Source organism: Cryobacterium sp. CG_9.6 (assembly GCF_029893365.1).
GTDB lineage: Bacteria > Actinomycetota > Actinomycetes > Actinomycetales > Microbacteriaceae > Cryobacterium.
The window spans coordinates 2,567,303-2,583,366 of sequence record NZ_JARXUZ010000001.1 but is presented as its reverse complement, the minus strand read 5'-3'; the positions used below and the strand labels follow the sequence as shown (position 1 = coordinate 2,583,366).

The window sequence follows — 16,064 nt, the reverse complement described above, 5'->3', positions numbered from 1 at the left end:
CTCCCATCTGTGCACGTTCACAGAAGAGCACGCAGAAGCGGGAGCAGATGTACACGCCAGCAGCCACCCAGGTCCACCTCGATGAGGCCGTGCGGGCGACCCCCTTCGTGCAGACCGGTATCGCCTACGGCTGTGATTACAACCCCGAGCAGTGGGGACCAGAGGTCTGGGCCGAAGACGTGCTGCTGATGCAGCAGGCTGGCGTCGACCTCGTGGCCATCAACATTTTCGGCTGGTCCGCTCTCGAACCCCGCGCGGGTGAGTACGACTTCACTCTGCTCGACACCATCATTGACCTGCTTCACTCGCACGGGATTCGCGTCAACCTGGGCACGGGAACCTCGTCGCCGCCGCCGTGGCTCACCACCGCACACCCCGAGATTCTGCCTCAGGTCGAAGACGGCACCACGCGCTACTCCGGTGGACGCCAGGCCTGGTGCCCCAGTTCGCCGGTGTTTCGTGCGCACGCTTTGCGCCTGGTCGAGCGAGTCGCCGAGCGCTATGGCGCTCATCCCGCCGTTGTGCTCTGGCACGTATCGAACGAACTGGGGTGCCACAACGCGCTCTGCTACTGCGACGACACTGCCGGTGCATTCCGGCGCTGGCTCGAAGCCCGCTACGGAACCATTGCTGCCCTGAACACGGCGTGGGGAACGTCCTTCTGGAGCCAGCGCTACGGCGCTTGGGAAGAAATTCACACGCCACGCCTCACCCTGTCCAGCCGTAATCCGGGGCAGGCCCTGGATTTCCACCGGTTCAGCTCCGACGAACTGCTCGGTTACTACCGGGCCGAGGAAGCCGTCATCCGCCGGCACAGTCGCGTGCCGGTCACCACAAACTTCATGGTCACCGCACACATTCGCAACCTTGACTACTGGTCCTGGGCATCCGACGTTGATGTTGTGGCCAACGATCACTACCTGGATCACCGACTCGACGACCCCACAACGGAGCTTGCCTTCTCCGCAGACCTCAGCCGAGGGCTCGCCGATGGCGGTGGCTGGCTCCTCATGGAGCAGGCCACAAGCGCCGTGAACTGGCAACCGCTCAACCGGGCAAAGGCCCCGGGGGAGATGACCCGCAACTCGCTCTCCCATGTGGCTCGCGGTGCCGAAGCCATCTGCTTCTTTCAGTGGCGCGCATCCCAGCAGGGGTCGGAAAAATTCCACTCCGCGCTGGTGCCGCACGCCGGAACCGACACCGTCCTCTGGAAAGAGGTCGTCGAACTGGGCGCCACGCTCACCCGCCTCCGTGAGGTGGTGGGCACCCGAGTGGTTGCCGACACGGCGATCCTGTTCAGCTGGGAAGCCTGGTGGGCCGCAGACAACGAGTCCCGTCCATCGAAGGCGGTCACCTACCTCGAACAGGTGCACGCTGCGTACACCGCGCTGCATCGGCTCGGAGTCACCGTTGACATCGTCTCTCCGGACGCCGATCTCACGGGTTATCGCCTCGTCGTGGTGCCGGCCCTCTACCTCACCACCGATGAGCAGGCAGACAACCTGGCGGCCTTCGTGGCTGCGGGTGGCCACACGCTGGTTACCTTCTACAGCGGCATTGTTGACGAGGACGACCGAGTTCGTCTCGGGGGCTACCCCGGTGCATTCCGTGACCTCCTCGGCATCTCCGTGGAGGAGTTTGTACCGCTGTCGCCCGACCAGGCTGTGCGGCTCGATGCGTTCGGTGCTGATGCCTTCGGTGCTGATGCCTTCGGTGCTGATGCGTTCGGTGCTGATGCCACGGGCACACTGTGGACCGAGCGCCTGCGCCTCGCCAGTGCCGAGGCGATCGCGTCCTACGCCGACGGGACGCTCGTCGGCGTGCCGGCGATCACGCGCAACCGCCACGGATCCGGGGCGGCGTGGTACCTGGCCACCGCGCCGGACCACACCACCTACCGTGACCTCTTGCGGGTGATTGCTCGCGAGGCCCGTGTCACCGCGACCGGCCCGGAGAACGACGGGCTGCTCGAGGTCATTCGACGCGTGGGCGACGACCGTAGTTTTGTGTTCATCATCAACCACGGCGTCTCCGACACCGTGGTTGCCACCGCAGACGGAATCGACATTGTCACCGGTGACGCCGTGACCGGCACCGTGCTGGTGCCGGCCGGAGCCGTCCGCGTCATCAGAGAGGAGACCGCATCATGAGCGCTTCGGCTACGTCCGCAGTAGGCACCCGCATCGGCTCGGTTCCGCAGCCCCCACGGCGACCGCGCAAGGTTCGGGTGGCGCACCCCCAGGCCATCGCCTTCTTTATCGTGCCGTTCGCCGTTCTCTTCACGCTGTTTTACCTCATCCCCATTGCCTATGCGGTCTACCAGTCACTGCTCGTCATCGAGCGGGAGGGTACCTTCGGCAAGGCGACCGAGGTTTTTGGTGGCCTCACCCAGTACATTCTGGTGTTCCAGAATGGTCCGTTCTGGGAATCCATTGCCCGCGTGCTGGCCTTCGGTGTCGTGCAGGTGCCGGTCATGCTCGGCCTCGCCCTCATCTTTGCCCTCCTGTTGGACAGCCCGCTCCTGCGCGGCAAACGTTTCTTCCGGCTGGCGTTCTTTGTTCCCTACGCCGTGCCGGGAGTGATCGCAGCGATTATGTGGGGTTTCCTGTACTCACCGAACCTCTCACCGTTCACCGCCCTCACCAGCAACGTCAGTTTTCTTTCCGCCGACCTGGTGCTGTGGGCCATCGCAAACGTGGTCACGTGGGTGTACGTGGGCTACAACATGCTCATCATCTACTCCGCACTTCTCGCCATCCCCACTGAAATCTATGAGGCCGCCCGGCTCGACGGTGCCGGTCAGTTACGCATCGCCTGGTCCATCAAGATTCCGCTGATCATGCCGGCCATCGTGCTCACCGGCATCTTCTCCATCATCGGTACCCTCCAGCTGCTCGCTGAGCCCCAGGTGTTCCGCTCCTTCAGCTCCGCGGTCACCAGTACGTTCACACCCAACCTGATGGTCTACTCCACCTCGTCGATTCCGAACGTCAACCTCGCCGCGGCATTCAGCGTGGTGTTGGCGCTGGCCACCTTCGTGCTGTCCTTCTCATTCCTCAAATTCACCCAGCGGAAGGAAGCCAAATGAGCGCCCTCACCGAGCCGGCCGTCGCTCCCGGCGCGCCCACGCGTGTGCCCACGTCCCGTCGAGTCGCGAAGGGTCCCAGGGAGAGCCCGCTATCGCAGATCGGGGCCATGACCGTGATGCTCGTCTTCACGCTCTACTTCCTCATCCCGATCTGGTGGCTGTTCATTGCTGGAACGAAATCCAGCAGCCAGTTCACAAACACCAACCCACTCTGGTTCGCCGACTTTAATCTGTTTGAGAACATCGGTGACCTTGTGGTCTACCGTGACGGTGTTTTTCTTAAGTGGATGCTCAACAGTGCGGTCTACGCCGGAGCGGGTGCGCTGCTTGCCACCCTCTTTGCTGCAATGTGCGGCTACGCGCTGGCCAAGTATCGGTTCCCGGGCCGCGAGTTCCTCTTCAACATTGTGCTTGGCGGGGTACTCGTACCGGCCACCGCGCTCGCGCTCCCACTCTTTCTGCTCTTCAGCCAGGTGAGCCTCACCAACACCTTCTGGGCGGTCTTCCTGCCCAGCCTGGTCAGCCCCTTCGGCGTCTACCTCACCCGTATCTTCGCCGCGGCCAGCGTGCCCGACGAACTGATCGAAGCGGCTCGCCTCGATGGCGCCGGGGAAGTGCGCACGTTCTTCACGGTGTCCGTCAAGCTGATGTTCCCCGCCCTGGTCACGGTCTTCCTCTTTCAGTTTGTGGCCATTTGGAACAACTTCTTCCTTCCCCTGATCATGCTGCGCGATGAGACCCTCTTCCCGGTGACTCTCGGGCTCTACGCCTGGAACTCCCAGGTGAACCAGATCCCCGAGCTGCGCGGTTACGTGCTGATCGGAGCCCTCTTGTCGATCATTCCGCTGATCATTCTTTTCCTGCTCCTGCAGCGCTTTTGGCGCAGCGGCCTCGGCGCCGGCAGCGTCAAATAACCCCTTCTACTTTTCCGACCGTCCCATCCGCACCACCCCGTACCGCCCCGCACCACTCCACTCCAGCGAAAAACCATCAAAGGAAAATAATGCGAATCACGAAACGAGCGGCCACCGTTGCCCTGCTCACCGCAGCGACGGTAGCCCTCAGCGGCTGTTCAACGGCCGCGTCCACGAGCGACACTGCCGCAGACTGCGCCCCCGCTGACGGAAAGGTCAACCTCACCTTCACGTCCTGGATCCCCGGCATCGAAGACGTTGTCGACGTCTGGAACGAGGCCAACCCCGACATTCAGGTGGCCGTGCAGACCGGACCGAACGGAAACGGCGGCACCTACGCCAACTTCTTCAACCAGCTCGAGGCCGGCAACGCGCCTGACCTCGGTCAGATCGAATACGACGCGCTGCCCAACTTCCGCGTGCAGGATGGCCTGGTCAACCTGGCTTCCTGCGCTGGTGTGCTGGATGCGCAGGCTGACTTCGTGGACTGGACCTGGGGCCAGGTGAACTTCAACGAGGAGGACGCCGTGTACGCCATTCCGCAGGACTCGGGCCCCATGGCCATGTTCTACCGGGCTGACCTCTTCGAGGCCAACAACATCGCTATTCCCACCACCTGGGCCGAGTTCGCGACCGCGGCCGAGCAGGTGCGCGCCACCGGTAACTACATCACCAACTTCTCGCAGAGCGACATCAACCAGTTTGCCGGGCTCGTCTGGCAGGCCGGCGGTACCTGGTTCGGAAATGACGGCACCGACTGGAGCGTCAACCTCACCGACGACACCTCCATCAAGGTTGCCGATTACTGGCAGGACCTGATTGACCGGGACCTCGTCTCCACCCAGCCGCCGTGGACCACCGAGTGGGATAACGCCTACAACACGGGCGCGGCCTGGACCTGGAACTCTGCCGCTTGGGGTGCCAACTCCATCGCCAGTGGCGCGCCGGACACCGCGGGCAAGTGGGCCGTGGCTCCGTCACCGCAGTGGGCCGCCGGCGACGCCGCGAGCGGAAACTGGGGTGGCTCGTCCACCGCAGTCTTCACCGGTTCTGAGCACCCGTACGAAGCAGCGCAGTTTGCACTCTGGCTCAACAGCTCGAGCGAGTCGCTGACCATGCTCAACGAATCGGCCAACCTGTACCCGGCCGCCAAGGCTGGTCTTGACCTCCCCGTGCTCAAGGAGGGCGTGGCGTTCTACGGCGACCAGCCCATCTACGACGTCTTTGCTGCAGCATCCAGTGAGGTGTCGGCAGACTTCGTGTGGGGCCCCACCATGACGCAGACCTACAACGATGTGTCTGATGGTTTCAAGGCGGCTGTGAGCGGCAACGGCACCCTCGCCGAGGCGCTCACCACCGGCCAGACTGCCACGATTGAAGCCCTGAAGGCACAGTCAATCCCGGTCAAGGAATAACAGCGCACTGATCAATTGACCTGATCGATTGAAGTGATCGTTTGAACTGACAATACTGTCCGGTGCACCTGCACCGGGCAGTATTGTCGTGTAGCCCCAACCCGTCGTGCTTCGATTGGAAACACCCTCATGATTCGCCATCTTCGTGCCGCCGGCACCTCCCTTGTGCTGGACGCCTCCGGTCCGGGTGTTCCCGTGATCGTGTACTGGGGTGCCGATCTCGGCGCACAGGACGCGGTCGATCTGTCCTCCCTCGCACGCGCGAGCATGCCGCCGGTCGGCCCCAGCTCCCTCGACGTGCCGGTGCGACTGTCACTGCTTCCGACGCTCGCGGAGGGCTGGAGCGGTCGCCCCGGCCTGGGTGGTTTTCGGCCCAGTGTCGGGCAGATAGACCTGGCCTTCGAATGTGTGGCCGTGCGGGAGGAGGCTGCGAACACGGTGGCCATTGACCTGGTTGATCGACACGCATCCGTTTCGGTGCGCATTGATCTGGAACTCACCGTGCAGGGCGTGTTGCGGCTGCAGCACGCCCTGACCAACACGGGGGAGACCCCCTTTGAGCTGTCGGCTCTCGACGTCATTCTGCCGATACCGGATCGTGCCCAGGAGCTCCTGGACTTCACCGGTCTCTGGAGCCATGAACGCCGTCCGCAGCGAAGCGTCCTTGGCCACGGTGTGTGGAGTCGGGAATCCCGCCACGGTCGTCCCGGTCACGACGACTCCTTCCTCACCGTGGTGGGAACCCCCGGGTTCGGCTTTCGGCAGGGTGAGGTGTGGGCCGTACACGAGGCCTGGAGCGGTGACAAACGTGTGTGGGTGGAGCGGAGCGCGCTCGGCCACGCGGCTGTTGGAGCCGGGGAGCTGCTGGCACCGGGCGAGGTCAGTCTGGCTGGTGGAGAAAGCTACCGCAGCCCCTGGACCATTGCCGTGTACTCCGGCGCCGGCCTCGACGGCCTGAGTGCCCGGCTGCACCCGTGGATCAGGTCGTGGTCTACGGTCACCGGTCCGCGTCCGGTCGTGTTGAACACGTGGGAAGCCGTGTACTTTGATCACGACCTCGAGACGCTGTCGCGGCTGGTCACTGCAGCTGCGTCGGTGGGTGTGGAGCGCTTCGTGCTCGACGACGGCTGGTTTTCGGGGCGCACCGACGATCAGCGTGCCCTCGGAGACTGGTTCGTTGATGCCACCTCCTGGCCCAACGGGCTGCATCCGCTTATTGAGAGGGTGCAGTCGGCGGGGCTTGATTTTGGCTTGTGGGTCGAACCCGAGATGGTGAATCCCGACTCCAACCTCGCGCGGGCGCACCCCGACTGGCTGCTCGGCTCGGCGGCCGCGCCCACCTGGCGCGGCCAACGCGTACTGGACCTCGGCAACCCCGAGGCGTTCGCCTGGCTGTTCGAACGCCTCACCGCGCTGCTGAGTGACTATCCCATCGCCTATCTCAAATGGGATCACAACCGTGATCTGCTCGGCGGCTCGTCCCACCGGCAGACCATCGCCCTCTACAAGCTTCTTGATGCTCTGCGTGCTGCACAGCCGGGGCTGGAGATTGAGTCCTGCGCGTCCGGTGGGGGCCGCATTGACCTCGGTATTTTGGGGCGGGTTGACCGGGTGTGGACGAGCGACACCAACGATCCTCTGGAGCGCCAGCAGATCCAGCGCTACACGGGTGTGTTGGTTCCGCCGGAGTATCTGGGCAGTCACCTGGGTGCGGCCACCGCCCACACCACCGGGCGCGCCTCCGCCCTCGGCTTTCGCCTGGCCACGGCTTTGTTTGGCAGCGCGGGTATTGAGTGGGACCTCACTCAGGCGTCCGAAGCCGAACGCGACCAGATTCGCGCGTGGATCACGATCTACAAGCAGCAGCGGGCGCTCCTGCACAGCGGCACGGTCGTGCACGCTGACGGTTCCGATCCCGCGATTGAGCTGCACGGTGTGGTGGCGGCAGACCAATCCTCGGCGGTCTTTGCGCACGTAGCTCTTGCTGCGCCGCGCACCGCGCTTCCCGCCCAGATCCGGTTTCCCGGCCTCGACCCGGCTCGCCGCTACCAGGTGCGACCGCTGGTGGTGGGTCCGCTGCCTCGCACGCTCCAGACCGTGGCACCGCTGTGGCTGGCTGACGGTGTGGTGCTTTCCGGAGCGATCCTCGCCCGGGTGGGGTTAGCTGCGCCGCTCCTGACGCCCGAACAGGCCATTCTCTTCACCGTTGACGCGGTCTGACCCGAGGTTTCGAGACCATCCGGCCTCGAAACCTCGGTAGCTCGAAACCTCGGTAGCTCGAAACCTCGGTACCGTTAAGCCATGAATCTCACCCCCACCCGTTCCCCCCTCCGCACGGCCGTGATCGGGTTCGGTCTGGCAGGGCGCACCTTTCACAGCCCGTTTATCGCGGCGAATCCCGAATTCTCCCTCGATGTGATCGTGACGGGCGCTCCCGACCGCCAAGCGGATGCCCGTGAGCTCTATCCCGAGGCGCGCATTGTGGCCTCCACCACGGAGCTGTTCGCCACGTGCGCCGACCTTGATCTGGTGGTCATCGCCTCCCCACCCGCGACACACGCGGTGCTCGCCCATGCGGCACTGGATGCCGGGCTCGCGGTCGTCGTTGACAAGCCGTTCGCCGTGACCGCGGCCGAGGGGCGTGAGCTGGTGGAGAAGGCCGAACGGCTCGGCCTGGCTCTCACCGTGTTTCAGAACCGGCGGTGGGACGGTGATTTTCTCACCCTGCGAGCGCTCCTTGCCGATGGAGCCCTTGGTGAGGTGCGCCGGTTCGAGTCGCGATTTGAGTTTTGGAAGCCCACCGTGCGGGCATCGTGGAAGCGTGACGCTGCTCCGAACGACGGGGGTGGTCTGCTCTACGATCTCGGTCCGCACCTCATTGATCAGGCGATCGTGCTGTTCGGTGCGGTCGAGAGCGTGTACGCCGAGACGCTCACGCAGCGGGCCGGGGGAGTTGCCGACGACGACTCCTTCGTGGCGCTCACCCACGCATCCGGTGTGGTGTCGCACCTGTGGATGAACGGTCTGGCGGCTCAGCGCGGGGCCCGTTTTCGGGTGCTGGGGTCCCGGGCCGGCTACACGAGCTGGGGACTGGATGCGCAGGAGGCCGCACTCAAGAACGGGGCCCGGCCCACCGATGCCGCATTTGGGGTCGCGGCAGAAAGCACGTGGGGCATGCTCGGCATCGACGGTGCCATGGCGCCGCACCCCACCGAACGGGGTCGATATGACCTGTTTTACGCGGGCCTGGCCGACGCGCTCCTGCGGGGAGCTATGGTTCCCGTCGATCCGAGCGACGCCGTGCGCGTTACCTCGATCATCGAGGCCATTCACGCGGCCCGGAACTAGCCCGCGGCACGTGTTTGGCCGGGCGGCACTCGTTTGAACGGGTGCCGCCCGGCCAAACGAGTGCCGCGGGCGTCGCGGGCACGTGTGCGGCGCAGTTAGCGCAGTTAGCGGGTGGTCGTCCAGTCGAGGTTGATGATCTGCTGCAGGTAGATGCGCTCACCGAGGCCGGGAACCGACGGATTCATGGTAAGCATCAGCTGCACCGGAATGTTGAATCGCTGAGCGATGTCGAAGAAGGCATCACCCTCGACGACCGTGTACGTGACCAGTGCTCCCGCGCTGTTGGCGACGGCGGGACCGCGCGCGCCGGGCGTGGAACCAAGGTCAACCGCTGGTCCCTGGGGCAACGGAATCGGCTCCGCATTCGGGATGACGTTGGGCACCTCGGGATTGGGAATCAGGGGGGCCTCCGCCACGGGTTCGGGCGTGGCGGTTGGTGTTGGTGTTGGTGTGGGCGATGGGCTGGGGGTGGCGGCAGGCGTGGGAGTGTAGGTCACCGTCACGGCCGGAACGGGAGTGCCTGCGCACCCCGCCAAACCGAGCGTCAGGGCCAGCAGCAGCGTGCCGGTCGAAACCGCAATGCGCAGCGGATGCGTTGACGTGTGCAAAATAATGTTCCCCCATTAGTGCCTCGTGATGCCCCTACTCTAGTGCTCACCGCCCCGCCGGCGTCGAACCCGGCGGGAGGTGCGTCAGCACTCGATGACGTTCACGGCGAGGCCACCCTCACTCGTTTCCTTGTACTTCGTCATCATGTCGAGGCCGGTCTGGCGCATGGTCTCGATCACCGTATCGAGGGAAACGAGGTGGGTTCCGTCGCCGTGGAGGGCCAATCGTGCGGCCGACACGGCCGTGGAGGAGGCGATGGCATTTCGCTCGATGCAGGGCACCTGCACGAGTCCGCCCACGGGATCGCACGTGAGGCCTAGGTGGTGCTCCATCGCAATTTCGGCTGCGTTCTCCACCTGCCGGGGTGTCCCGCCCAGCACGGCACAGAGTGCGCCAGCGGCCATGGCGCACGCCGATCCCACCTCGGCTTGACAGCCGCCCTCGGCACCGGAAATCGAGGCGTTCGCCTTTACCAGCGACCCGATGGCCACGGCGGTGAGCAGATAGCGGCGGATGCCCGCGGCATCCGCTCCCGGAACGAAGCGCAGGTAATAGTGGCCCACGGCCGGAATGATGCCGGCTGCGCCATTGGTGGGTGCCGTCACGACGCGTCCACCCGAGGCATTCTCCTCGTTTACGGCCAGGGCAAAAGCATGCAGCCACTCGGTCGAGGTGTCACGGTCACGCTGCGGCTGACATTCATATTCCTCAAGTCGCATACGAACGGATGCCGCACGCCGCTTGACCTTGAGTCCGCCGGGTAGCGTGCCGGTGGCTCCGAGTCCGGCCTCAACGCACTCGTGCATCGCGCCCCAGATGGCATCGAGCCCGGCCGTCAAACCCTCGGGTCCGTGGATGGCTTCTTCGTTCTGGCGAGCCACCTCGCAAATACCAATGTCGTGTTCGTCGCACAGGGCGAGAAGCTCAGCGCTCGACGTGTAGGGGAGGGGATGAACCGCGCACGGCTTGGTGCCCACCTGATCGTGGTCCTGGCGGAGGAAGCCGCCACCGATCGAATAGAAGGTCTGCTCGAACAGGGGCGCTGTATCCGCTTCGCCCCACGCCGAAATCGTGAGTGCATTGGGATGGCCCGGCAGCCGAGTGCGGGGTTCGAAGGTGATGTCATTCTGGCGGACGGGAATGGTGCGTCCGCCAAGCAGTGTGAGCGTTGCACCGTCCGTGAGCTGTGACCAGGCCCCACGCACGTCGTCGGGATCACACACCTCCGGCCGTAGTCCGGCCAGGCCGGCAAGGACCGCGTCGGGGGTGCCGTGGCCGAGTCCGGTGGAGCCGAGGGACCCAAAGAGCGAGCAACGAATGCGCTGCACGTTGTTCAGGAGCCCGGAATCCCGGAGGCGCTCGGCAAAGATGCGGGCGGCCCGCATCGGGCCAACCGTGTGGGAACTGGATGGACCGATCCCAATGGAGAAGAGGTCCAGAGCCGAGACGTACGCTGTCACGATCCCATGTTACGTCGTGTTACAACATTCAGGGACGGCGGCGCTCCCGTGATCGTGTGCCAGTTCGACCTGCTCGACCAGTTCGACCCGTCTCTGAAAAGAGCTCGGGCCCCGCGACTGAATCAGCGGAGGCCCGAGAGCGAGGGACGATGTGCCGATTAAGCGATCGTGAAGGTGATGGTGGAGATGTAGGGGTTTATGGGGCTGCTTCCGACAACGCCCGAGAAGTTAGACCGGAACGAGTTTGCGGGAACGCTGAGGCCGAAGGTGGGAGTGAGAGTGTAGCTGCCCTTGCCGAGGGTGGCTGAGGTGACGAGTGCCTGCGCCGTGGTGCTCATGGTCACCGGGGCAGTTGTCGGTGCGTCGTCCGAACCGGTACCGGCAGTGACTGTTCCCGGCGTGATGATGAGGTTGCCGATGTCCAGCACGCGGGCGGTGGTGTCGATGCTTCCGGCCGCGCTCGTGAAGTCCGTGGCACTGGCCGAGAGGCTCCACGCCGCGTCGCTACCGCGTGCGTTGGTGACGGTCCACTCGGGTGCGGTTCCGGTGGATGTGTTGGTGTTCGTGCCGTCGAGCACGACGTCGGTCATGGCGTCGGGTGCGAAAGCGCTAGCCGAGAGGAGCCCGGCAGTGACTGACACCGTGATGGTGTCATCAGGAATGTCCGCAGAGGCGGGCGAAACCACCAGACCGAGCATGATGCCCGTCGCTGCGATGATTCCAAGACTTGTGACGATGATGCGGATGGTGTGTCCTCTTGCGTGGGGGGAGAGCGCAGAAAAGCGCAGTGAATCAAATTGAGGGGCGGGCTGGGAAGTCCGCAGTGCAGGCCGTGGGCTGCATGTGTCAGCGACGAGTGCTGCTGATGTGACGATAACTCAATACTCGCACGCTGCGTGCCCTCGAAACGGTTCTGCGCCACAGGGTTGCCGCAGGGTTCGCGCAGGGTTCGCGCAGCGCTTGCGACGCGATCACCCGATGGTGATCGTGAGGATGGAGACATAGGGATTCAGCGGCGAGTTGTCGACCTCACCAGAAAAATTGGATCGGTACGCATTCGCGGGAATGGTGACACTGAAGGACGGAGTGAACGAGTAGGTTCCCCGATGCGGGCCCGGAGCCGCGATGAGAGTCTGGCCCACGGACGTGAGGGCCAGCGTGGTCGTGATAATCCCCAGAGCCGGGTCAGCGCCCGATTTGGCGGTGATCCCGCCGGGTGCAAGGACGAGACTCCCACTCGGCAACATGCGCGCAACGGTCTCCACCGTTCCCGGCGCGCTGATGGGGGAGGACGCACTCACCGTCATGCCCCACTCGGCACCTGTCCCACGGGCATCGGCCACGACCCACGGGGTCGCTGTGGCGCTGACAAACTGGGTGTTGACGCCGGTGAGAGCGATATCAGACAGGGCAAAGCCGCTCGTCACCGCGCTGAGGGAACCAGACAGTGGCGGGGGAACCGTGGCCTCAGTGCCGTTGAGGGCGATGGCCCCGCCTGCGGTGAGCGCCGCCCCGGTTAGGACAGCCCCGGCTCCAATCGAGATGGCCGCGTCGCCGAGGATCGTGCCCTGGAAGGTGGCACCCGCGCCGATGGTGGCCGCGCCGAGGACCTGCCAGAAGACCCGAGACGCCTGTGCGCCGTTTGTCAGCACCATGCTGCTCGCTGCCGCCGCACTCAGGGCGGCCTCGATCTGAAAGATGAAGACCCCGTTCGGATTCCCCTGTCCGTCCAGCGTGAACGCGCCGCTGTTGCTGACCGCGGCGTCGGACCGATAAACGCCGGCCCGGATGGTCTGCCCCGCCAGATCTCCCGCCAGAGGAGCATCCGGTGCGCGCGTGAGGGCGTCCTGGTAGGCGAGTCGCGTGTCGGCCACGGCCTGGGCAGCCGCCGCATCGCCAACATGAATGGTTCCATTCACTACTCCGGGTGGGAAACCGGTGACGGCCACGCCTGGGCTGGTGCCCACATCACCGGTGACGACGGAAACTCCCGTGTTGGCGACGGAGGTGTTGGAGAGGAGGGCGTAAGTGCTCGCGGTGCCGAGATCAAGTGTGGGAGTCACACCGACGCTGCTGGTATTCAGGGTGACCGAGCCAGAAAGGGTGAGCGCACGGCCCAGAAGCTGGGCGGACCGTCCAATGGTGATTGATTCTGTGCTCAGAATGGAACCGGTGAAGCGTGACAGACCCCCGAGAGTGACCGGCCCGCTGACACGCCAAAAAATCTGGGACGCCTGGGCGAAATTGATCAGGCGTATCTCGCTGGCCGGCGCAGTCGTTATGCCGGCGGCGAGTTGAAAGATGAAGACACCGTTGGGATTGTTCTGACCGTCGATGATGAGGGTGTCTGTGAGCGTCAGCGCGGCATCAGCCCGGTAGACACCCGCGGTGAGTGTGCGTCCGGAGAGATCGCCGGCCAGCCGGTGAGTGACGTCGCGGCTACCCGCATCGTCGTACGCCCTCTGCAGGTCGACGCGTGCCTGAGCGGCGGTGGCGTCTCCAGCATGCACCACACCGGTCAGCAGTCCAGGCGGGAATCCGGTGACGCTGTTCGTGGGGCTCGTCCCCACGTTTCCGCTGATCACCGTGGCGCCCGTATTGGTGACAAACGTCCCCGCCAAGACCGAGCAGCTGGCGGCCGACCGGAGCAGGACAACTGGTTCGAAGATAAAGGTGTTGTTGTTCAGAGCGACGGCATCCGTCAGTGCTATAGCGCGCCCGGTGACGCGGGTATTTGCCCCGACGCTGACAGCCCCCTGCCCCAGAATCGTGCCGGAAAACGAGGAGGCGGCTCCGAGAGACACTGCGCCGACGACCTGCCAGAACACGTTGGCTGCACGGGCGCCATTGATGAGCGTGACCGTACTGGCCGCAGCGGTTCCCATGGCTGCGCCGATCTGAAAAATAAAAACGGCCTGTGGATCGCCCTGCCCATCGAGGGTGAGGGTTGTGCTGAGACTCAAGGCTGCAACGGATCGGTGGACACCAGGAAACAGTGTTGCTCCGCCGATGTCGCCGGCTATAGTCCCTGTTGGCACCCGGTTAGCGGCATCAATGCTGGCGAACACGGCATCATTACGAGCCACGGCGGCGACGGCGTCACCGGGATGGATGTCGCCGCTGACGACTCCAGGGGGAAACCCGGTGATGCTGACGCCCGGGCTTGTGCCAATACTGCCGGTCATGGTGCTGATTGCCGTGCTGGCAATGGAGGCTCCGGCCAGAACGGAGAACCCTGCTGCCGTGCGCAGGTTGATGGGATCGTTGGCTGCCCGTGCCGAGAACGGGGATGCCGTAACGGTGAGAATCAGGACAAGAACGGTTGCGAGTCCGACAGCGCGCGCGGGTCGTCGTGCCGAAAAGCGTCTCCCGTGGGCGGCGTGGCGTCTCGCCTCGCGGAGAGTCATCCGGATGCGAACGGACGATCTGGGCCCGGCGCCACAGCAGATGCAACGGACACGTCTTCAGGCTGCACCGAGGGGGATCGAGTTCCACCCGGTGGGCTGACCCCGGGCAGAGTCCGGCGGGTTCGTCGGACAGAAGCGATCGTGCGCCAGATGCCCAGGATGCCGGCCAGCAGGGCCAGCACGGCGAGGACGATGACCCACCAGGGAGCGTAGACGAGGCTGGTTCGAACTGTTTGGGAACCCACTTCGGACACCAGGGTTGCTTCGGCGTTCCCGATGTGCAGGATTGAGGCGTCCGTCAGTGTTGCCACCAGGTCGAGACGCGCCCCGGGCAGGAGGATCTCCGGCGTGGTGAAGGACAGTGTGGTGTCTTTTCCCATCCAACTACTGAGTGCGAGCGTGGCTGTCGGGTGCAGTGTGATGTTGCCGGTGTTCTCGATGGGCAGCGTAAAGGTGATCGTTGAGCCTGACCGTTGCCACGTCAGAAGGCCATCGCCGAGAGCCGGGGTGGCGGTCCCATCCACGCTGAGATAGATGCGCACCCCCTGGCGCTGAATGACCTGAAATTGGAACGGGACATCGCCCCCGGATGTGGTGCTCGCGACCGGTGGGCTCTCGATGATGATTCCACCGGCATAGTCCCCGGGCGTGACACCGATCGGCACGCTGAGCCGGAAGGGGACGGCCAACTCCGAACGTGGCTGGACCGTTATTTCTTCGGCTGGAAGGGTGACCCAGGCTCCCACTCCCGTGCGCTCGTCGGTACGTTCCGCAAGGGCGAAGCTGCCCTGGGGCGTGCTGATGGCATCCGCGGGGTAGTTCAGCAGTGTCACGGGGACGTCGGATTTGTTAGACACGAGTGCTGTTGCCGCAACATCGGAGCCCGGAGCGAGCGTGACGCGGAAGAAATCCGATTCAAACTGAGGACGGATGCCGATGGTGCCGTTATCGACGGCGCGCGCGCCCGCGATGGGGGTGATCGGCAAAAGGCTCACAGCGGCGGCAACGAGCGCGACGGCGGTGTACCGGGCCACGGATCGGAGCCGCGAGGGACGCGGCACCACGGCAGCTGTCCTGTTGGTCGTGAGGAGAGCGCGCATGATCTTCCAGAGGAGCGGTGGCCACAGACGCGTGTTTGCGGCCACGGGGGACTGTGACTAGAAAAGAATCATACGTCTTCAATCTGCGGAATCCTCACTTTTGCGCGCAAACAACAACGCCACCGGATCGTCGTCCGGTGGCGTTGTCGAGCGGGTGCGGCAGATTCCTTACCGGATTGTCTTGCGTGCCGTGATCTGGCCGGTGTCGAAGCCCAGCAGATGCAGGCCGCCGTGGAACCGGGCATGCTCAATCTTCATGCAGCGATCCATCACCACGGTGAGTCCCTGAGACTCGCCGTACTCGGCGGCCTCCTGGTTCCAGATACCCAGCTGCACCCAGACGGTCTTCGCACCAATGGCGAGAACCTCCTCGATGACCGCGGGGATATCACTGGCCCGGCGAAACACGTCCACAATGTCGGGAACCTCAGGGAGCGACGCGAGGCTGGGGTAGGCCTTCTCGCCCAGAATGGTGTCGGCGTTCGGGTTCACGAAATACACCCGGTAGCCCGTGGACTGCTTGAGGTACGTGCCCACGAAATAGCTGGAGCGGGCCGGGTTCGCCGACGCACCGACGATGGCGACGGACTTGGCGCCGCGCAGAATTTTGAGGCGCTCCTTGGCGTCCGGGCCCTCCCAGGTGCGCTGCGACTTCAAGAGCTTCGCAAGCGGCGAGTCCGTGGGCACGGAGCAGCTGAGCCCGTTTACCCGGCGAACCGTCTC

Annotated in this window: 12 protein-coding genes; 6 read left to right on the top strand and 6 right to left on the bottom strand. The window is 64.6% G+C overall.

Annotation, left to right across the window (positions count from 1 at the left end; translation table 11 throughout):
• Positions 1-47 precede the first annotated feature (47 nt).
• The 6 genes from H4V99_RS11905 (at position 48) to H4V99_RS11880 (ending at position 8,765) form a co-directional block, all read left to right on the top strand.
• Entirely contained in the window at positions 48-2,150 is a 2,103-nt protein-coding gene (locus tag H4V99_RS11905) for a beta-galactosidase (protein ID WP_280678542.1), read from the top strand.
• Positions 2,147-3,088 (top strand): sugar ABC transporter permease, encoded by a 942-nt coding sequence (locus tag H4V99_RS11900; RefSeq protein ID WP_280678540.1) that lies wholly within the window; start codon positions 2,147-2,149, stop codon positions 3,086-3,088. Before H4V99_RS11905 ends, H4V99_RS11900 begins: the two co-directional genes overlap by 4 nt.
• Entirely contained in the window at positions 3,085-4,002 is a 918-nt protein-coding gene (locus tag H4V99_RS11895) for a carbohydrate ABC transporter permease (RefSeq protein WP_280678538.1), read from the top strand. The genes H4V99_RS11900 and H4V99_RS11895 overlap by 4 nt, the downstream gene beginning before the upstream one ends.
• An 89-nt stretch (positions 4,003-4,091) precedes the next feature.
• Positions 4,092-5,417, top strand: a complete 1,326-nt coding sequence (locus tag H4V99_RS11890; RefSeq protein WP_280678536.1) for an extracellular solute-binding protein — start codon at positions 4,092-4,094, stop codon at positions 5,415-5,417.
• A gap of 129 nt (positions 5,418-5,546) precedes the next feature.
• Positions 5,547-7,637 carry an alpha-galactosidase gene (locus H4V99_RS11885; protein WP_280678534.1) on the top strand — a complete coding sequence of 697 codons (2,091 nt, stop codon included), beginning with the start codon at positions 5,547-5,549 and terminating at the stop codon, positions 7,635-7,637.
• An 81-nt stretch (positions 7,638-7,718) separates the two neighbouring features.
• Positions 7,719-8,765 carry a Gfo/Idh/MocA family oxidoreductase gene (locus tag H4V99_RS11880; RefSeq protein WP_280678532.1) on the top strand — a complete coding sequence of 349 codons (1,047 nt, stop codon included), beginning with the start codon at positions 7,719-7,721 and terminating at the stop codon, positions 8,763-8,765.
• Between the two features lie 104 nt (positions 8,766-8,869).
• Here the strand turns inward: H4V99_RS11880 and H4V99_RS11875 are convergent, their stop codons facing one another.
• The 6 genes from H4V99_RS11875 to H4V99_RS11850 all read right to left on the bottom strand — a co-directional run bounded on the left by H4V99_RS11875 (position 8,870) and on the right by H4V99_RS11850 (position 16,028).
• On the bottom strand, positions 8,870-9,373 hold the full coding sequence (locus H4V99_RS11875) for a LysM domain-containing protein (RefSeq protein ID WP_280678530.1): 504 nt from the start codon (positions 9,371-9,373) through the stop codon (positions 8,870-8,872).
• 84 nt (positions 9,374-9,457) lie between these two features.
• Entirely contained in the window at positions 9,458-10,834 is a 1,377-nt protein-coding gene (locus H4V99_RS11870; protein WP_280678528.1) for an L-serine ammonia-lyase, read from the bottom strand.
• A gap of 158 nt (positions 10,835-10,992) precedes the next feature.
• Positions 10,993-11,532 (bottom strand): WxL domain-containing protein, encoded by a 540-nt coding sequence (locus H4V99_RS11865; RefSeq protein WP_280678526.1) that lies wholly within the window; start codon positions 11,530-11,532, stop codon positions 10,993-10,995.
• Positions 11,533-11,805: 273 nt separating this feature from the next.
• Complete coding sequence (locus H4V99_RS11860; RefSeq protein WP_280678525.1) at positions 11,806-14,241, bottom strand: ice-binding family protein; 2,436 nt, start codon at positions 14,239-14,241, stop codon at positions 11,806-11,808.
• Entirely contained in the window at positions 14,238-15,386 is a 1,149-nt protein-coding gene (locus H4V99_RS11855; RefSeq protein WP_280678524.1) for a DUF916 domain-containing protein, read from the bottom strand. The genes H4V99_RS11860 and H4V99_RS11855 overlap by 4 nt, the downstream gene beginning before the upstream one ends.
• 123 nt (positions 15,387-15,509) lie before the next feature.
• Positions 15,510-16,028, bottom strand: coding sequence for a CoA-binding protein (locus tag H4V99_RS11850; RefSeq protein ID WP_280680102.1), 519 nt, complete (start codon positions 16,026-16,028; stop codon positions 15,510-15,512).
• Positions 16,029-16,064 lie beyond the last annotated feature (36 nt).

Coding starts and splice junctions, on each gene's coding strand:
- H4V99_RS11905 (WP_280678542.1), top strand. CDS start 48: ATGTACACGCCAGCAGCCACCCAGGTCCACCTCGATGAGGCCGTGCGG.
- H4V99_RS11900 (WP_280678540.1), top strand. CDS start 2,147: ATGAGCGCTTCGGCTACGTCCGCAGTAGGCACCCGCATCGGCTCGGTT.
- H4V99_RS11895 (WP_280678538.1), top strand. CDS start 3,085: ATGAGCGCCCTCACCGAGCCGGCCGTCGCTCCCGGCGCGCCCACGCGT.
- H4V99_RS11890 (WP_280678536.1), top strand. CDS start 4,092: ATGCGAATCACGAAACGAGCGGCCACCGTTGCCCTGCTCACCGCAGCG.
- H4V99_RS11885 (WP_280678534.1), top strand. CDS start 5,547: ATGATTCGCCATCTTCGTGCCGCCGGCACCTCCCTTGTGCTGGACGCC.
- H4V99_RS11880 (WP_280678532.1), top strand. CDS start 7,719: ATGAATCTCACCCCCACCCGTTCCCCCCTCCGCACGGCCGTGATCGGG.
- H4V99_RS11865 (WP_280678526.1), bottom strand. CDS start 11,532: ATGCTCGGTCTGGTGGTTTCGCCCGCCTCTGCGGACATTCCTGATGAC.
- H4V99_RS11860 (WP_280678525.1), bottom strand. CDS start 14,241: ATGACTCTCCGCGAGGCGAGACGCCACGCCGCCCACGGGAGACGCTTT.